This is a genomic window from Mycobacterium sp. E2733, assembly GCF_001667585.1.
Taxonomy (GTDB): Bacteria; Actinomycetota; Actinomycetes; order Mycobacteriales; family Mycobacteriaceae; genus Mycobacterium.
On the sequence record NZ_LZJZ01000116.1, the window covers coordinates 17559 to 35516 of the forward strand.

Here is a 17958-nt window from a genome sequence, read left to right on the forward strand (position 1 = left end):
TAATCTGATGTCCCGATATTGCTGATAATCGGGAGTTGCGCGTGCGGTTTTCCCAAAGGGCACGGTGGAGCCTTGCCGGTGGATCCCTGCTGATCGCGCCGGTGCTGATCAGTCCCGCGCTGATCGACGCCTGTTCGTCCACCATCGCGGGCCGGCCCGTCGCCGCGCCGGGCGCGGGTCCGGTCGAGCCCACGTTTCCCACGCCCCGGCCCAGCGTGTCGTCGCCGGCGCCCACCGCCAGCCCGGCCCCCGGCCTGCCGACGACACCGGCCAATCCGACCGCGCCGGCCGGCGCGATCCCGCTCCCGCCCGACCAGAACGGTTACGTGTTCATCGAAACCAAGTCGGGCACCACCCGCTGCCAGATCAACAAGACGACCGTCGGCTGCGAGGCACCATTCACCAACTCCCCCATGCAAGACGGCGAGCACGCCAACGGGGTCAGCGTCGACTCCGGCGGCAAGGTCCAGTGGGTGCTCGGAAACCTGGGTGCCATCCCGACCGTCCAGATCGACTACAAGACCTACAACGCCAATGGCTGGACCATCAACGCCACCGCAGACGGCACCCGCTTCACCAACGACCGCACCGGCCACGGCATGTTCGTCAGCGTCGACAAGGTCAACACGTTCTAAAGGCCAAAGCCCGGACCTCTGAGAGTCTCGTATGTCGTTTAATTCGAGACCGCGTTCAGCGCCTCGACCTGGTCTATTTGGTCGAATACGCATACAGCCGACGCAATCGCCAGGCGCCACCAGCTATTGCTGCCGCTCAATAAGGCAGCGTAGATTCATGGCCCGGGCGCCGGACCCTGAACCGTGCGACGCAGGAACGCAACTTGGTCTGCCTTCACCTGTGGATCGTGATAGACATCGAAATGACCGTAAGGGTAGCGGCGCAGTTCAGCGCGGTGAGCACGCTTGGCGGCGCTTAGGGCGGGCGCAATAGGGGTCGTCTGATCGGAGTCGCACACGCAGATCAGGACTGGCATCTTTAGCTTCCCAGCCTTGCGCCCCGGCCGGTAGAACGGGAAAGTCAGCATCATGCGGGCGGCAAATTCGTTTCGCCACTTCGAGTCGGAGGGGACAAGGGCCTCGAATCCCGGCTTGGCTTCTGGCGCGGTCATCGCTCCAAAGGCGCCGGGCTCGCCAACGGCGGGCACTAGAACCGGTGGGCGTCCCAGCCATGCGCCTGCTTGATCGAGCACTGCCGCGGCCACGAACCGGACCGTATTGCGGAGCGGCACCAGCATCAAAGTGGGAATAGCGTCGGTGAACGGTGCCTGCGAGATGACCGCCGCGATGCGGGCATCTGTGGCCGCGACAGCCAGCACATGGCCACCGCTGAACGACGTGCCGAACAGAACCACGCGATCGGGGTCCACCCCGCCAAGTCTGCGAGCCCATGCGACGACGGCGCGATAGTCGTCATGCTGACCGCGGATGTCCAGGAGTTGGCGCGGCTCGCCGGTCGAGGCGCCGAAGTGACGGTAGTCGAACAGGATCACGACGAAGCCGGCATCGCGAAATGCTTCCGCGTAGCCGGGAAGCGCATCATCGCGCGTGGCCGACCAACCGTGGGCCATCACGACACACGGAACGTTGCCCGTGTCTGAATCGGGCCGGTACACATACGCGGCGAGTTGCTCACCGTGCGAAGGTATCCGAACGTCTTCCCGCACAGTCATAGCCATGATTGTGGTCTTACCCCACGGTCGTATTGCGTGCTTTCGGGATAATCGCGGCGGCGCCATACTGGCGATATCGATCACGTCGCACGCAGCAGCACCGGGCCGGGCACGTTCTTGGGTGCGCGGAGGCGTGGCGTGGCCAGGGAACCAAGACGGGATTCAAGCATGACAAACTCAAACAACTCGGGTGACCAGAAACCACCGGAGTGGGCTCGCTCACTCTCGGCCACGGTGGCCCAGCGCTATTCGCAGTCCGCGCCGCCGCCACAACCGACGGTTGCGCCACGGCCGGCAGCCGTTTTGGTCCTGCTGACCGACGGACCCGACGGCGTGCAGGTGCTGCTGACCGAGCGTGCATCCGGCCTCCGCAACTATCCCGGGCGGCTGAGCTTTCCCGGCGGCGCGCAGGATGCCGCCGACGCTGATCCGGCGGGGACGGCCCTGCGGGAAGCGCACGAGGAGATCGGGCTGAATCCGGCCAGCGTGCGCATCCTCGGCTTACTGCCCACATTTGCCGACCCAAAAGGAAAGTTCATCGTGACCCCGGTCCTGGCCTGGTCTGCCTGCCCCGATTTCACCGGGCCGGTGAGCTCGGGTGAAGTCGCCGCGGTCCATCAGGTCGCTATTCGCGACCTCTCCACGACGAATGACACCGGCAAGCGTCCCGGTCAAGCACCGTCGTCCGGTAAACCGGCGGCGCCCGTGAGCCAACTCGGTCCAATGACCGCCGCGATCATCGACGTTGTGTCGGCACTACTAAGCGGTCAACGCCCGACGACGTGAAACGCGACCTAGCCATCGAACGGATGCGCCACTACCACTTCTGAATTCGTGGGGACGAGGCTGGCGCTGCGCGTCTCGCGATGTGTCGCCAGCGCCGCGGCGATAACGCATAAATCAGAGCCGCCGCGCGCTAATCTGTCGTTACAACCCGAGGGGGACCAAGTGGCTGACGTAGATCCTGCTGAGGCCGCATTTGATGCCTTGCTCGATGAGTTGACCTCATTAGAGGTGTCAAAGCTGACGTGGCTCGAGATTGCCGCTCGCCTGCTTACCTTCTGTCATAAATTCAGGCCCCTCGCGACCGCTTGGAGCGGACTTAGCATCGATCCCTGGCACACAGTTCTGGGCGTGGAACTGAGTGCGGGAGACGCCTTGGTCAATGTCGACCGCACTTTCTTTGTGCAGCGACCCGGCCTTGCCTCGAAGCTCGTCGCCTCATCATCCTTCGCCTCGCGCGAACACGTCCGGGCCTTGGTCGCGACGGCGAAGAGTGCGCTGAGTCCACGGCCCTTCGCGGACACACGCTTCTCACTGTCGGTAGTGGCGAGGGGCCTGGCGGGTGCGATCGACAACCTGGCCGGTTCTACGTACATGACCTGGTTCAAAAACCAAGGGGAGGTGACGATCGCGGAGGGCGAGCCGTATCCGGTTTGTAGCCATGACCCGCGGCCCTGGCTGGGCACACACGCGGCGAACACCAATCCCGCGAGCCGCCCGAATCGTGATCTCAGTTTCACCCCATCGCTCCGCATCGCGACGGGTCCACTCGGATTCACCTACACGCTCGACTTCACGTTCTGGGACCGGTTAAGTCCGCTCGGCTCCAGCCCCAATGGTCTGGTGATGGCAGCGGCGCAACCGAACCTTGGGCTGGCGGAATTCACCATGGACACGGATAACCCCCCAAACGATCCGGCGACCTGGTATGCGAATCATGGACCGGGAAACGCCGTCGAGCAGGTCGACAGGATCACGAGACTGATCGAGGCGGCGATGCGGCAGGGCGCCGAGCTGGTGCTCATGCCCGAATACGCCGCCTCTGAGATCACGCACACAGCGCTCGAAACAGCGCTGTCGGGTAAACCCGCTCCGATCGTTTTCTGCATCGGTATATCGCGCCCGGACAAAAACAAGTATGTACACAACGAGGCCTGGCTCCGAGTGAGCACACCCGGAGTGTCACAAAGCTATTCGGCGCACTTCCACGCAAAGACAAGTGGCGCCAAACTTTTTGGCGCTGCTGAGCGCATCCACACCGCCTCCGAGATCAGGGTTTTCGTCAGCCCGAACTGGTCGCTCAGCGTGCTGATCTGCGTTGAAGTGTTGGCCACCGAGATACCGGATCAGCTCGCAAAAATAGGCGCCAATCTGCTCCTCGTGCCGGCGATGAGCGAAAAAACGGGCTCCATGGCCCGCGACGCGGGCGGTCTGCGCGAAGGAAGCCAGGCCTTTGTCGTGATGGCCAACGGTCCCGCCTTCTGGTGGCCCATGCAGGACCCACCATGCGAAGCTTTCTTTGCCGGCCCCTACGCAAGCTCGCCTTCGAGCTGGGAGGCGCCCCTGCCTGGACAGGCGCGAAAGCTGAACAAGATCGCGGCGTGGATATTCCGGGCCTCGAGGAAGACCGTCTCCATACGGCAACTTCCCGCCTGACAATAGTTGACAATAGTTGTAAATCGCGCCTAGCCGGTCTACAATCGCTCTATGGCTGCCGCGGCGACACAACTCACTGCATTGCTCGACGACCTCGCCAAGCGCGCATCGGTCCGAGACGTGCGGGATTTCAGCGTCGTAGTCGGGCTGGTAAGCGACCTCGGCCGACTAGTCACCCGTGGTAGCGAATCGGATATCCGCCAGGCGCAGGCGGCCGTGTCGGCGGTGCGCGAACAGCTTCGTGACGACGAGCGCGCGCTCGGCAGCCCCACCCAGACGTTGGCGGGCCCGGAAAGCCGACCCTTCCTTGCGGGTGCCCTGTGGGCTATAAGCGAGATGATGACAACCCGGCTCGATGCAATGCCCTTCCCCACTACTCGTGGTCGTGTGACGCGCAGGGTTCGCATCCGGGAAATGGTGCTGGAGGCGCTGGCCTCTGGAGACGAACCCCAGTCGCCGACGGCGATTCTTGAGTCAATAGTCAAGCATGACGGTGCGACTCGGTTTGACGAAGTGTCGCGGGCCCTGACCGAAATGTTGGCCGCTGGGCTGGTTCATTCGCTACCGTCCGACACCGACCGAAGGATGAAGTACCTCGAGCTCACGCCCCAAGGTCGTTCGATTGCGGACAAGTACGAGCAGAAGGGCGTGATCAGGACGAAAATCCACGCTTGATCTCCGATTGCGCCACCTGCCGGCCAAACGTCGCCCGCGCGAATGTGATCCCGTACCGCTCGGCGATGCGCATGAATACATGTCATCCGCCTGGCCGCTGAACGCCCCCGTTCATTTCATCGCCTCGGCCCACGCGATATGCCCTTGGAAGCCAAGCGATTTCGCCATGTCGCGGTAGCGGTCCCGCAATTGCGCGTAAGCCGCGACGTCGCCGTGAGCATGCGCGAGCAGAGCCCGAGACCGCGCCAGCCAGACGTCGCGAAAAGCTAAGCCGGCTTCGGTCGGCGCCTGCGCCAGTCGGTCGATCGCCGCCTCGGCTTCGGTCAGGTCAGCGTCGGCCCCGCGACCAAGCAGTGTCTCCACCAGGACACCCGTCGCTGGGACGCCCCACGCCAGCAGCTGTCCCTCGCGGATCAGATCGTCTACGGCCGCGCGCATGGCCGGTATAGCGCCATCGATGTCTCCCCGCTTAGCCCTCTCACGCGCCAAGTACACATGGACGATCGGTAACTCGCCGAGGTTGTGTCCCCCGCGTGTGAACACGTCGATGGCCTCGGTCAGCAGCTTCTGTCCGTGATCACGCTCCGCGGCCGTTTCACGGTGCATCAGCGCAACGCCCAGCGAGACCCGAGCGAAGGCCAACGCCAGGTCATCGGCGGATCGTTCGGCAATCGCTACGGCAGCCTCGATCTCGCTCACCGTGGAATCATTAGACGCCAGAACGCCACCCATGACTCCCGGGAAGTACACGTAGCCCACCACGAGGGTGTAGGACAGGGGGTCGGCATCGCGGGCCATGGCCAGGCCGTGGCGTACATCGTCGCGCCATCCAGGAAGACCCAGGGCATAGCGAGCCATCGCCCGCAGTGTCAGGGCGACGGCCAACGGAGAGATCCCGAACATGAAATTGCCTTTGGCGGGGTCACCATCGGCCAACTCGATGACCCTCTGCGACCAGCGCAGCGCTTCGCACCACTCGCCGCTCTCGATCTTGGCGTAGATCAGTGGCACCGACAGCCCCACCGTCGAGGTCGGATCGTCCAGTGAGTCGATGAGGGCCATGGCTTCCGATGCCAGCGGCGAGGCCTTGCGCATTTCGGCCTGATAGGCGTAATCGAGCACCAGCCCCACCATGGCGATGGCCAGTGAAGCTTTGTCGCCGGCGGTGGTGCACAACTGGCGCAGATCGTCGAAGGGCGCTCCCGCCACATTGAGATGGACTCGCCAGGCGCTGCCGCACAACATGGTTCGAGGAGCAATGCGCATGGTTACCCGGTTCGGATCATCAGCGGGTACGGCGTCGGCGAGGTTTTCGGCACGCTGCCAGCTGAGCCGCGCCGCCGCGATGTCGCGGTTCATTGCCCACCCTGCGGCGCGCATTTGCCAGCCGTACGCGGCGTGGAGGTCACCGGCGGCCTCCAGATGTTCGGCGATCAAGGCAGCGTTTTCATCAGCTGCTGCCAGGTCACGTGATTCGATTGCGGCTGCGACGCGCCGGTGGCGCTCGGCGCGATCCGACTTGAGCTGTGATTCGTAGGCCACCGTGCGGATCAGCGGATGGCGGAAGACATACTCCGGTTCTCGGGTGAATCGGATCTGATCGATCAACTCGCCGCGCAGCAGGTCGTCCATGAAAGGATCGATGCCCAGCGTTTCCAGCAGGTCCCAGCTGAACTTCGAGCCGATGACCGCTGCTGCAGTTAAGGTTCGCTTGGCCGCCGGGGCAAGGCGGTCGATGCGGGCGGCAATAGTCGCTTGCACGGTGGCGGGGACGCTGACTTCGGCAGCGCCGGCTGTCGAAAAGTAGGCGGTACGGCTTCCGCCAAGAACACCACGGTCTGCCAATTCCCGCACTATCTCCTCCGCGAAAAATGGATTACCGGCAGCCCTCTCGGCGATCATGCTGGCCAACCCGCCAACCGAAGGATGCGGCCCGAGAAGCTGTGCGACCAATGCTGCGGTCTCCGGATCACTCAGCGGCGCAAGGGCGATGGTCTGAGCGCCGGGCACCCGGGCCAACGCGCCGCGGTATTCGGGGCGATAGGTGACAAGTACCAGCGCGGGCGTCTGCGGGATCACCGTGAGGAACGCGGCCAGCATCGACTCGCTGACCTCATCAATCCAGTGCGCGTCCTCGATGACATAGACTGCCGGGGTTTCGCGGGCGAGTGATGCGGCATTGACCAGCGCGGTCAACCGCCGCCGACGCGCATCCGGATCGATCTTCGGCAGCTCCACGTCGGGATCGGCGACGCCAAGCAGGTCATCGAAGAGCAGCAAGTCGTCCGGCTCCGCGTCGGGAGCCTGAGCCCGGATCTGGGCCCGGGCGGCCTCCGGGTCAAGACCCTTGACGCCGGTGGTTACTCGAAGCAGACCTGCGACGGCATGAAAGGGCACTTTGCTCGTGTGCGACTCGCAGAAGACTGTGAACACATCGATTTGACGAGCATCTGCCATCGCACAGACTTCACGCACCAGACGGCTTTTACCGATGCCCGGTGCCCCGAAGAAACCGACGACCACGCCGTATCCGTCGATGGCACGGTTCAACAAACCCTCGACGGCGGACATCTCCCATTGCCGACCAACCAGATTCGACTGAGCGCGCCCAGCAGACCGATGCCTGTCGCAAATATCCAGCAGCCGACGGGCGGGCACCGGCTCATCGGCACCCTTGATCTGGACCAGCTCAGCATCACCGAGGACCGCCGCACCCTCGACCAGCCGTGCCGTGGATTCGCTGAGCATCACCGCGCCCGGCGGTGCCACCGATTCCATCCGCTGAGCCATACCGACCTGCTCACCGACGGCGGTGTATCCGAAAGACGCCGAACCGATTTCACCGGCGATCACCTGACCGGAGTTCAACCCGACCCGCAGCAGCAGCTCTACACCATCGCGGTCTCGGACATCGGCACCGAGTTGGTTTGCTTCCTGTTGGATCGCCAAACCCGCGAGGCAGGCGCGAACAGCGTGGTCCTCTAGGGCGACCGGCGCTCCGAACACGGCCATGATGCCGTCGCCGGTGAACTTGTCCACCGTGCCGCCATAGCGCTTCACCATCGCCGCGCAGCGGTTAGCCAGGTTGGCCATGATTTCGCGCAGCCGCTCGGTCCCGACAGCCGCGGCCATCTCCATCGAATGGACAACATCGGCGAACAAGACGGTGACTTGCTTAAACTCGGCCGCTCGAGTCGCCTCGTTGAGAGCTGTACCGCATTCACTACAGAACTTGGCCACCGGACTGGATTGCGCGCCGCAGGAACCACATACCAACCCGGTCTGAGTCAGTTCACGGCCGTCATCCCGGTTGGGGTCCACGCCAACATCGTGTCACTGCTGGTCAACGCTGTCCGGCATATCGCCATGCCGGCTGTGAGCGACTGAGACGAAGTTTCGGGACTCTCGTATGCCGTCTATTTCGAGACCGGTTTCCGTACAGCCTGCAAGCAGCACAGGATGGGTCAAGCAGCTGGGCGAGCAGGCCCAGAACGTATGAAGCCGGCTTACCGGCGGACACCTCGGCGAAAGTCTGGGACACCTGCCGGAGTTGCCCGGCTACCTCACGCCTGTGCGACAAGTCCAAGGCCGCCAAAGTGGCGAGCAGGTCTCAATGGACACCTCCGGGTCCGACATGGATCTCTGCACTTTTCATGTGCGCGCCGGACGGTTTCTCTGTCAGCATGACGCACGCAGGGTAATGCCGACCTCATCTGGGCGACAGCCCACTGACGAGAATCTGGACGGGGAGTTGAAGGAGCTGTACTTCGCCCAACGACAGTTCACCATGTACGGCCCGTCGCACTGGGCGGTCATCGCTGTATTCGCGATTGGTAGCGTGCTTCTGGTCTGGACCGGGCGCAGGCAGAGTCCATCGCAAGCCCGGATCCTCGGCCGGATCCTCGGAACCCTGACGGCGGCGATATTCGGCATGGTGCTGGTGGATTCGCTTTTCCCACCCACCATCGGCAGGTCAGTACCGCTGAACCTGACCGACCTCGCCACCGCCGCTGCGGCCTATGCGTTGTGGTCACAGCGACACTGGGCGTTCGCCCTCACCTACTATTGGGGCCTCGTGCTGAGCACACAGGCGTTGATCTCCCCAGTGCTGACCGGCCCGGATTTCCCCGACTACCGGTTCCTCGGCTTCTGGTCGATTCATCTGCTCGTGGTCTGGGCGGCGATCTACCTGACCTGGGGCCGCAGAATCCGGCCCAGTTGGCGCAGCTATCGCATCGCGGTGACGGTCACCCTGATCTGGGCAGCCGCCACCTTCACGTTCAACTGCGTCGCTGGGGCTAACTACGGCTTCCTCAACGGAAAACCCCGCACCCCAAGCCTCTTAGATGTGTTAGGCCCGTGGCCGGTGTACCTGCTGACTGCGGCCACTCTCATCCTGACCGTGTGGGCCCTGATGACCCGGCCGTGGGTCCGTTCCACGGTATCCCGGCCGTCGACCATCCGATGACGGTCGACAGGCGCTGGACCGAACACCTGCTGAATCAAACTGCAGCATCGGTCAGGAGCCCTCATCGTCCTGTCTCCGCGGACCAGCCAGGAATGCCGATCATTCAGCAACGAGGTCGTCGGTGTTGACGAACACCAGATCGCCGGTGTCCAACTGCACCGCCCAACGGCGCGCCGGGTCGATGTGGCGACCACCGATGTCCACGGCTTGGCCTGCCAGGTCACCGAAATCCTCCACGATCACCCCGCCTGTCTCGGCTTCAGTGCCCGGGTAGACGCGCACCCGCATGTTCACCGCCAGCTGCGCGCGGGGGCCGTCACTGTTTCCCCTGCCACGTTTGACCACTGTCCACTCCTGCCAACCTCTACTAACTGCTGGTGCCAGTACATCACCGCTGCTGGACGATGAAAGGGAGCTTGCGCCAATTCCTTGCACCGTGTCCATGACCGGCAGCTTCGGCAAGGCCACTCTGCTACATCACCCCGTGCATGAGTGGTGTACCGACCGCCGCGCACCTCGGCCAAGGGTCTCGGCCACCTCGCCCAGCCCCTCGGCCACCCCGATCTAAGGCGACCAGCTCCTCGAGCGGCTTCGCAGGGGTCATCGGCGTTCACGGTAGTTCAGAGACAGATTTTTGACTGCCTCTCGGGCCTGGTCAATTCTGGTCATCGGTGTAGGCAGCCATCTCGGCGGTGGTCAAAACCTATTCCGCCAGATCAGTCCTTTGGCCGGGAGCCGGCTGCTACCTCATCGGGGTAGTCGTTGTAGAAGGGCACAAAGCCTTCTTCTCGGCCTTTCAGCACGTAGAGCGGATCCTTGACGTCGGGTCCGTAACCCTGCTTGCGAAGATCGCTCTTTTTGCTTTTGAACGTCGAGGTCTGATCCAGCGAATCGACCACCCGCACAAACAACGGCACCGCGTAGCGGGGCAGCCTTTCATAAACCGTGTTGGCCAACGCCTTACCGTCAAGCTGATGACCCTCCTTCAGGACAACGGCGGCCATGCCGGCGCGCCCGTCGGCACCGGTCACCTGCACCCCGAAGACCGTGGCCGCTTCGATGGCCAGGTCGGCCGATACGGCCGCCTCGACATCGGTCGTCGCGACGTTTTCGCCCTTCCACCGGAACGTGTCTCCGAGCCGGTCGACGAACGCCGCGTGCCGGAAGCCCTGTGGGCGCATCAGGTCGCCGGTGTTGATCCAGGCGTCGCCGTCGCGGAATGCGTTGCGCACCAGCTTCTTCTCACTCGCCTCCGCATCGGTGTAGCCCTCGAACGGCTGCTTGCTACTGACCTTGCTCAGTAACAGCCCCGGCTTGCCACCGCGCACCCGGCGCACCCGTCCCTTGTCGTCGCGAACGGGTTCGCCAGTTTCAGATTCGTACTCAACGAAAGCGACAGCGGTCGGGCAGATGCCGGCGCTCCGGGAGATGTTGAAGAGGTTGAGGAACCCGGTGTTGCCTTCGCTGGCCCCGTAGAACTCGGAGACCCGCGGGATGTTGAAGCGGTCGGTGAACGCGTCCCAGATGTCGGGCCGTAGCCCGTTGCCGGCGATCACGCGCACCCTATGTTGGCGGTCGGTATCCTTCTCAGGCTGATTGAGCAGGTAACGACAGATCTCACCGATGTAGAGAAAGGCAGTGGCGTCGTAGCGGATTACCTCGTCCCAAAAACGGGACGCCGAGAACGACCGGCCCAGCGCGAGGGTGGCGCCGGCGCCGAGCACCGCCGACACCCCCACGGTGAGAGCGCTGTTGTGGTAGAGCGGCAAGCAGCAGTACAGCGTGTCATGGCTTTTCAGCCGCATCCCGATTGCGCCGGACCCTCCAAGGGCTCGCAGCCACCGGTAATGCGTCATCACACTGGCCTTCGGAGCACCAGTGGTCCCGGAGGTGAAAATGTAGAAGGCGTTGTCGTCGGCAAGCACCGACGAAGTCGCCGCCGGATTCTCCGTGGGCGCGTCGGCCGCCAGCCGGTCCAGTTCGTCGATAGTGATCGGATGCGCGACCTGGGCGCCCGATTCGTTGACGGCCGCGAGCAGGTCGCCCTCGCCGACCAGAATCTTGGCCTTCAACAGCTCGACGCTGTGCGCAAGCACCTTGCCCCGGTGGTGGTGGTTGAGCAGGCCTGCGATTGCGCCCAGTTTGACCACCCCCAACATCAGCAGCAACATGCGCGTCGAGTTCGTCATCATGATGGCGACCACGTCGCCGCGCCCGACGCCCCGTGCGGCCAGCATCGCGGCATACCGGTTGGCAGTCTCGTTGGCCTGGCGATAGGTCACGGTTTCATCTTCAAACCTGACAAATACGCGGTCGCCATGGCGAGCCGCGCGGTTCTGTAGGACTCGACCGACCGAGGTCTTGGCCGACCGACGGGTCAGGCCCGCAATCACCGCGCCGCGTGCGATGACGGGCGCGTCCTTCAGCAGACCGGGCAACGCCGCGGCAATATCCTTGAGCCTGACGGAGTCATCAGCCGTCCGGGCAGCGGTCGCCATAGCTAGCCATCCCGCACAGGTTCAGCATCGGCGGAGCGCCGGTACATGAGCCGCGCCCCGCTCTCCAATACGGGGGCCAGTAGGACCGATGCGAGTTCACCCGGCAGCGTCCAGCGCGGCTGCACTTTGCGCGGCCGTTGAATTATCGCCTTCGCGACGACATCGGCAGCCTCGTCCGGCTGCATGCCGGGCATCCGACTCAGGCTCGCCGTGGGCTCGCTCATCCGGGTGTGGACCAACCCCATGTAAACCGACGTGATATCGATGCCGTCGGCGTGGAGTTCCGGTGCGACGCTGCGCAACCACATGTCGAATGCGCCTTTGGAAGCTAGGTACGTCCCCCACCGCGGAGTCGGAAACATCCGGACACCGATGGTCGAAACATTCACGATTAGTCCGGCCCCACGATCCCGCATTGCCGGAAGTAGGCCGAGCAGCAGCCGAATCGGACCGAGATAGTTGGTGTCGATCGTGCGCTGAAAGTCGTGTGGCCTGTCGTACTGAAGTCGCAGCGATCGCCGAATCGACTTGGCAGCATTACTGACGACGATGTCCGGGGGGCCGTGATTTTCACTCACTTGCTTTGTCAGCGACGCGATTCGCGCCTCGTCGGTCAGGTCGGCCGGATACGGGACCGCCCGCCCGCCGCCGGCACCGATCGACGCGGCAACCTCGTCGAGCCTATCCGCCGAGCGAGCAACGAGCAGGACGGTCGCCCCAGCGGCGGCCAGTTTGCCGGCAGTAGCCTCACCTATGCCGTAGGAGGCGCCGGTCAGCAGCACGGTCTTGCCGGACACCGCACTCCTCAGCCTCAGCGGATCCGCCAGTCGCGGCGGGTTCACGAGTATGTCGACCACCTTGGCCGTCGCGCTCATGGGCGCTGTCCGACGGCCCTCGGAGCCGGATGTGTGGGCGCTGGATGCACACGCTCTCCTAAACGTCGCAGCCCAACCGGTGCATTTCGTTTGAAGTAGGCAATTCAGTAGTACCCGTTTTGCTGATGACCAAGCCCATTCTCGAATTTGCCCGGTTACACCCGCGCCCTGCCGGCGCGGCCAATCCCTGCGACCGCGTACGCCACTGCGTGGCTATCGTCATGGCCTCCGTTCACGCGTAGTCAATTCCCTTCAGTACCGCGGGGGCTGAGGCGCTTGAGCAGCGACCGCTGCGGGTCCTTCTCGCGTTCTTCAAACAGGAAGTCCAGCCCACCCTCGATTGATGCGGCAGTGCGTGCCCTCAAGTCCCGTGCGTTGTCCTCGTCGGCGACGCCGCCATATTCGAGTGTGGAGATCGCTTCGCCGAACCAGAAGTACAGGCGCTCGGGTCGCGGTATGGGTGTCAGCCCGATGCCTCGCACGATCGGCAGTGCCTCAACATTGAACAACTTCTCGAAAAGTTTGCGCGTCGGAGCCATCAGCGGATTGTCGGTGTCTATGACAATATCCAGCGCGTCTTCGATACCCAGTGAGGCAAACGGGACGATGGGATAGCGGCCTTCGATCGCCATGAGCGCAAAGCCAAGGCGGTTCTTCCAAATCAGCTGGTAGCGTTCACCTTTGCGTTTGGCGACCTCGCGAGCACCACCGGGGAAGACCAGAATCAACTCGCCGCGTCGCATAAGTTCACGCATGTTGGCCCGGGTTCCCGGCACAATGCCGCAGGCTTTCAACAATTCGCGCGCAACAGGTGCTTTGAAGAGGACGTGCTCTCCGAGTCCACGCACCATGATGCCTCGCTCAATTAGCTCCGCAGTCCACAAAATCATGTCGAACACCGCGTACAAGGTGTGGTTGCCCACCAGCAACGCACCACTTTCAGGTACGTGTTCGATGCCGTAGACCTTGGGCTTGGCAATACGGCGCACCGGCGCCAGCGCCTTCACGACTGGCGCCAATGACTTGGCAGAAGGTGCCGGGGGCACGGCCTCACGAGGATTGGCGGCTTTCGCCACGCGTCGAGCTTACCGCTGAAATATGTCGACTACAGCGGGCAGCATCACGATTGCGCTGCCGCTCAGAGACATCGACTTCAACTGTGGTGCAGTCGTTTGCTTCGATACACGCCGAACTCATTGTCTTCTCGCTTGGCACCGGCGTTGCGGCCGCCCGGGAGCGAGCTGCACAATTGATTACCGCCGCATACCGGGTGTGCGGCCTGGCAAACGACCTCGGACCTACAGCTCGCCGCTCTGCAGGCGCATTGCTGACTTCGGCGGATTATCGCGACGGCTGTCCCCCGCGCTCCCAAGCGGCATGACTGACCTTATGTCGGGTGGTGTAATGATGGCATCGACTATCGCCGCCCGTTTGGCCTACCGCTTGTACCGCCCTGGCTATCCAGGATGTCAGGGCTGGCTCCGGTCGGGCATCTGCCGCCGGGCCGGGTCGTCGAGTTACCGGGCCGCGGCAGCACCTATGTGGTCGATTCCGGGCCGGTCGCTGACGCGCCGACGTTCCTGCTGCTGCACGGCGCCGCAACCACCGGGCTGATGATGTGGTATCCGGCTCTGGAGATGATGCGTGAGTTTGGGCGCGTGGTGGTATTTGACCAGCGCTGGCATGGGCAGGGCATCTCGTCGCCGCGGTTTTTGCTCGAGGACTGTGCCGACGACGTGGCCGCGTTGGCCGATGCACTGGGGGTGGATACGTTCGTCCCCGTGGGCTATTCGATGGGATCACTTGTGGCACAGCTGGTGTGGTACCGACACCGTGAGCGGCTCGACGGGCTGGTGCTGGGCGCGGCGGCGACCGGGTGGTGGAACGGGGTGGCCTGGGAGCGTCTGGGTGCGGGCGTGTTGGCGGCGCTGATTGAGGCGTTTAGCCCACGACCCGGTGTGTCGGCGGCAGCGGCGCCCAGCGCCGAAAGTTCTGTGGGGAACGACCTTCAGTGGATGCTGGGCCAGGTGCGAAGCACAAGCCTGGGCGGGATCGCCCGCGCGGTCGCTGAGATCACCCGCTTTGACTCGACATCTTGGGTCGGCACGATCGACGTGCCGACCGTTGTGCTGATTCCACTGCGCGACAGGACGATCCCGCCACGACAACAGTTCTGGCTGGCCAATCAGATACCCGAGGCGCAGGTCGTGACCGTCGATGGCGGTCACACGTGCTGCGCGTTGCAATACGACAAGTTCGTCGCGGCGCTGCACGAGGCAGTTGATTCGGTCCGGCGGCGAATCGCCCCAGAAGCCGGGAAGATAGCGACCCTATCACTGGGGGTTTCGCGCTGAGGGCGGCGAAGCCGGCGATGGTGGAGACCGGCTTTACCTTCCGAAGCATCGACCAACTCAGCCGTCCCATACCAGGTGGCCGTCGGGGCGGCGGCGGGCACCGTCGGCGGGGCGGTGTGGGCTGAGGCGGCCGTCCGGCATGAGGTGTTGCACCGGCACCGCGCGGCCGAGCAGTGCCACGTCGGCGATCAGGCGCCGGTGGCAGCGCCACCAGACGCTCTCGCTGCACATCACCGCCGTGGTGCGCCGGGCGGCGTCGGCCAGGACCTCGTCCAGCGCCGTGTCGAACTCCGGCGTGCGGGTGTATGCGGCGTACGCCCGGAATGCGGCCACCGTCCACCAGCTGTCCGGCTCCTGTTCTCCGGCCGCGACATGACGCCGCCCGCCCAGGCGCGGCTCCCACCGGTAGTCGATGCCGCGTTCGGGCAGCCAGCATTCCAGGGCCTCCCGCCGCACGTCCGGATTCGTCCGACTGGCCGGATAGCGCCGCACATCCACCACCAGCGCAACTCCGGCGCCGGCAAGCAACTCCGTTAGCCGCTCACGGCCGGCTGTCCCGTGCCCCACGGTCAGCAACGCCCGCTCCACCAGACCAGTCTGCCCGGCAGTCGACACATAGCCCGAGCCGATCAAGGATGGGTGCGGTGATCCTCGCCGTCGACTTGGGTAAGACGTCGTGCCGGGCTTCGGCATGCGGCCGCAGGGCTGAGGGGCCCGGCGCGCCGGGGCTCGCGGCGCCCGGCGGCGTGCGGGCCGCGGAGGCGGCGATCCTGACCGTGGCCAATCCATTGGCGCGCGAGCTCGGCGCGGTCGACGAGGTGATCGTGGGCGCCGCCGGAGCGCTGGCGGCGCCGGACGCGGCGCGGGCGCTGGGCGATGCGCTGCTGGCCTCGCTGCGGGCGGAGCGCATCGCGGTCACCAGCGACGCCGTGATCGCGCACGCCGGCGCGCTGGACGGGGAGCCGGGCGTCGTGCTGATAGCCGGCACCGGCGTCGTCGCGCTCGGGATCGACGCAAACGGCGCGCTGCGCACCGCCGATGGCTGGGGCCCGTGGCTGGGCGACGAGGGCGGCGGCGCGTGGATCGGCGCCGCCGGGCTGCGCGCGGCGCTGCGCGCGCACGACGGCCGCGGCCCGGCCACCACGCTGCTCGACGCCGCCCGCGCCCGCTTCGGCGCGCCGGAGCCCAGGCCCGCGCAGCTCACCGGTGCCGCCGCGCTCGCGTCCTTCGCACCCGACGTCCTCGCTGCGCAGGGCGACGCAGCCGCGCTGGCGATCGTCGGCGCGGCGGCTGAGGCGCTCGGCGCGACCGCCCGCGCGGCCGGGGATGGCCCGGTCGCGATGGCCGGCGGCCTGGCCGGGTTCGACGCGCTGCGTGAGCAGCTCGACCTCGTCCCCGCCGCCGGCGACGCGCTCGACGGGGCGATGCGGCTGGGGGCGATCCACGAGCCGCACGTGATCCGCGTGCGGGCGGCACCGAAAACCATTGCCGCTCAAGGGCTCGACGCGCTCGCCACCGAAGCCGTGCGCCCAGGTCTGCACGACCTCGACGCGCGGCCCATCGGGAAAGTCGTCGCGCTGCTCGTCGCCGCCGAAGGCGATGCACACGCCGCGGTGGCGGCGGCGGTCCCGCGGATCGCGGCGGCGGCCGAGGCGATCGCTGCGCGGCTCGAGCACGGCGGCCGCCTGATCTACGCCGGTGCCGGCACACCCGGGCGGCTCGGCGTGCTCGACGCGGCCGAGTGTGCGCCCACGTTCGGCACCGACCTCGTGCGCGGTGTGATCGCCGGCGGGCCGGCGGCGCTGACCGAGGCGATCGAGGGCGCCGAAGACGCGTTCGACCCCGCCGATCTCGCCGACCTGACCGCCGCCGACGCGCTCGTCGGGATCACCGCGTCGGGCCGCACGCCTTACGTGCTCGGGGCGCTCGAGCATGCGCGCGCGGCGGGTGCGCTGACGGTCGCGATCGTCAACAATTCCGGCAGCGAGGCATCGGCAGACGTGGTGATCGAGCTGTTGACCGGGCCCGAGGTGTTGGCCGGTTCGACACGGCTGACCGCGGGAACCGCCCAGAAGATAGTGCTCAACACGCTCTCGACGAGCGTGATGATCGCGCTCGGCAAGGCCTACGGACCGCGGATGGTTGACGTGCGGCCGACCAGCGCGAAGCTGCGCCGCCGTGCGGTGCGGATCGTCCGCGACGCGGCCGGCGTCGACGAGGAAACCGCGGCCGCCGCGCTCGCCGCCGCGGGTGGGCACGCCAAGACGGCGATCGTCGCGCTGCTCGCAGGCGTCGACGCCGCCGAGGCCGCCGTCAGGCTCGACCGGGCGCGGGGACGCGTGCGGGCCGCGCTCGGAGGGGAATGAGGCGCCCACCTTCCGCAGGCGCGCTCAGCAGGTTCGCAGGCGGGGTCAGTACCATCAGTGCCGTGGCACGCAACGGCCCATCGGACGACTTCCACGAACAGGCGACGCAGCACGCCGACTACGGCGTGCCCGAGCAGCCCACGTCGGGCGAACCCGTGCTGAACCCGCCCGACGGGTCCGAGCAGCCCGAGGCCTTCGACGGGCAGGAGAGCGAACCCACTCCGTGGTATCGCAAGCCCCCGCTGCTCATCGCCTGGCTGGTGTTCGTCGCGATCCTGATCGCGCTGATCGTTTACGGCGTCACCCAGCTGCTGCAGGGCGGCCAAGGCACCAGCCCGAGCCCGAGCACCAGCAGCACGACGGCTACGACGACCACCACCACGACCGCGCCGACTACCACCACCACGACGCCGACCACCAGCAGCGCCGTCGAGGCGCCGGCGCAGCAGCCGACGCAACAGCCCACGCGCCCGCCGAGTCAGCAGGAGCCAACGCATAAGCATCACCTGCCGCAGGTGCCGTCGGTGATTACGATTCCGGGGGTGCCTACGCCGATCACGGTCCCGCCGGGCCTGCGCTGACCCGGTCGGCCGCTA

Annotated in this window: 15 protein-coding genes; 8 read left to right on the forward strand and 7 right to left on the reverse strand. The window is 65.5% G+C overall.

Features of this window, described 5'->3' with window-relative positions; genetic code table 11:
* The first annotated feature begins 41 nt into the window (after window positions 1-41).
* On the forward strand, window positions 42-635 hold the full coding sequence (locus A5678_RS21455; RefSeq protein ID WP_068046448.1) for a hypothetical protein: 594 nt from the start codon (window positions 42-44) through the stop codon (window positions 633-635).
* 155 nt (window positions 636-790) lie between these two features.
* Here the strand turns inward: A5678_RS21455 and A5678_RS21460 are convergent, their stop codons facing one another.
* Window positions 791-1687, reverse strand: a complete 897-nt coding sequence (locus tag A5678_RS21460; protein ID WP_068046451.1) for an alpha/beta hydrolase — start codon at window positions 1685-1687, stop codon at window positions 791-793.
* A gap of 168 nt (window positions 1688-1855) precedes the next feature.
* On the opposite strand from A5678_RS21460, the gene A5678_RS21465 reads away from it, so the two are divergent.
* From A5678_RS21465 to A5678_RS21475, 3 genes are all read left to right on the forward strand, one after another.
* Entirely contained in the window at window positions 1856-2473 is a 618-nt protein-coding gene (locus A5678_RS21465) for a CoA pyrophosphatase (RefSeq protein ID WP_082945666.1), read from the forward strand.
* Window positions 2474-2635: 162 nt separating this feature from the next.
* On the forward strand, window positions 2636-4126 hold the full coding sequence (locus tag A5678_RS21470; RefSeq protein ID WP_156747022.1) for a hypothetical protein: 1491 nt from the start codon (window positions 2636-2638) through the stop codon (window positions 4124-4126).
* A gap of 51 nt (window positions 4127-4177) precedes the next feature.
* Window positions 4178-4801, forward strand: coding sequence for a hypothetical protein (locus tag A5678_RS21475; RefSeq protein ID WP_068046459.1), 624 nt, complete (start codon window positions 4178-4180; stop codon window positions 4799-4801).
* Window positions 4802-4912: 111 nt separating this feature from the next.
* Here the strand turns inward: A5678_RS21475 and A5678_RS21480 are convergent, their stop codons facing one another.
* Window positions 4913-8122, reverse strand: coding sequence for an adenylate/guanylate cyclase domain-containing protein (locus tag A5678_RS21480; protein ID WP_255396932.1), 3210 nt, complete (start codon window positions 8120-8122; stop codon window positions 4913-4915).
* 439 nt (window positions 8123-8561) lie between these two features.
* On the opposite strand from A5678_RS21480, the gene A5678_RS21485 reads away from it, so the two are divergent.
* Window positions 8562-9269 carry a TIGR02206 family membrane protein gene (locus A5678_RS21485; RefSeq protein WP_156747024.1) on the forward strand — a complete coding sequence of 236 codons (708 nt, stop codon included), beginning with the start codon at window positions 8562-8564 and terminating at the stop codon, window positions 9267-9269.
* Window positions 9270-9368: 99 nt separating this feature from the next.
* Here the strand turns inward: A5678_RS21485 and A5678_RS21490 are convergent, their stop codons facing one another.
* The 4 genes from A5678_RS21490 to A5678_RS21505 all read right to left on the reverse strand — a co-directional run bounded on the left by A5678_RS21490 (window position 9369) and on the right by A5678_RS21505 (window position 13718).
* Window positions 9369-9614, reverse strand: a complete 246-nt coding sequence (locus A5678_RS21490) for a hypothetical protein (RefSeq protein ID WP_068046462.1) — start codon at window positions 9612-9614, stop codon at window positions 9369-9371.
* 371 nt (window positions 9615-9985) lie between these two features.
* Complete coding sequence (fadD6, locus tag A5678_RS21495) at window positions 9986-11767, reverse strand: long-chain-acyl-CoA synthetase FadD6 (protein WP_068046465.1); 1782 nt, start codon at window positions 11765-11767, stop codon at window positions 9986-9988.
* Between the two features lie 2 nt (window positions 11768-11769).
* Complete coding sequence (locus tag A5678_RS21500; RefSeq protein ID WP_068046468.1) at window positions 11770-12642, reverse strand: SDR family NAD(P)-dependent oxidoreductase; 873 nt, start codon at window positions 12640-12642, stop codon at window positions 11770-11772.
* Between the two features lie 242 nt (window positions 12643-12884).
* Window positions 12885-13718 (reverse strand): lysophospholipid acyltransferase family protein, encoded by an 834-nt coding sequence (locus A5678_RS21505; protein WP_068046470.1) that lies wholly within the window; start codon window positions 13716-13718, stop codon window positions 12885-12887.
* 390 nt (window positions 13719-14108) lie between these two features.
* On the opposite strand from A5678_RS21505, the gene A5678_RS21510 reads away from it, so the two are divergent.
* Window positions 14109-14996, forward strand: a complete 888-nt coding sequence (locus A5678_RS21510) for an alpha/beta fold hydrolase (RefSeq protein WP_068046473.1) — start codon at window positions 14109-14111, stop codon at window positions 14994-14996.
* 57 nt (window positions 14997-15053) lie between these two features.
* Here A5678_RS21510 and A5678_RS21515 read toward each other — a convergent pair whose 3' ends face one another.
* A complete protein-coding gene (locus tag A5678_RS21515) occupies window positions 15054-15584 on the reverse strand; it encodes a DUF488 family protein (RefSeq protein ID WP_082945671.1) in 531 nt (176 codons plus the stop codon).
* Between the two features lie 56 nt (window positions 15585-15640).
* On the opposite strand from A5678_RS21515, the gene A5678_RS28050 reads away from it, so the two are divergent.
* Both A5678_RS28050 and A5678_RS21525 read left to right on the forward strand, forming a co-directional pair.
* Entirely contained in the window at window positions 15641-17362 is a 1722-nt protein-coding gene (locus A5678_RS28050; RefSeq protein WP_231983733.1) for an N-acetylmuramic acid 6-phosphate etherase, read from the forward strand.
* A 62-nt stretch (window positions 17363-17424) separates the two neighbouring features.
* Window positions 17425-17943, forward strand: a complete 519-nt coding sequence (locus A5678_RS21525) for a hypothetical protein (RefSeq protein ID WP_068046476.1) — start codon at window positions 17425-17427, stop codon at window positions 17941-17943.
* Window positions 17944-17958: the final 15 nt, after the last annotated feature.

Excerpts from the sequence above, each read along its gene's own strand:
- A5678_RS21460 (WP_068046451.1), bottom strand. The coding sequence starts at position 1,687 with ATGACTGTGCGGGAAGACGTTCGGATACCTTCGCACGGTGAGCAACTC.
- A5678_RS21465 (WP_082945666.1), top strand. The coding sequence starts at position 1,856 with ATGACAAACTCAAACAACTCGGGTGACCAGAAACCACCGGAGTGGGCT.
- A5678_RS21475 (WP_068046459.1), top strand. The coding sequence starts at position 4,178 with ATGGCTGCCGCGGCGACACAACTCACTGCATTGCTCGACGACCTCGCC.
- fadD6 (WP_068046465.1), bottom strand. The coding sequence starts at position 11,767 with ATGGCGACCGCTGCCCGGACGGCTGATGACTCCGTCAGGCTCAAGGAT.
- A5678_RS21500 (WP_068046468.1), bottom strand. The coding sequence starts at position 12,642 with ATGAGCGCGACGGCCAAGGTGGTCGACATACTCGTGAACCCGCCGCGA.
- A5678_RS21510 (WP_068046473.1), top strand. The coding sequence starts at position 14,109 with ATGTCAGGGCTGGCTCCGGTCGGGCATCTGCCGCCGGGCCGGGTCGTC.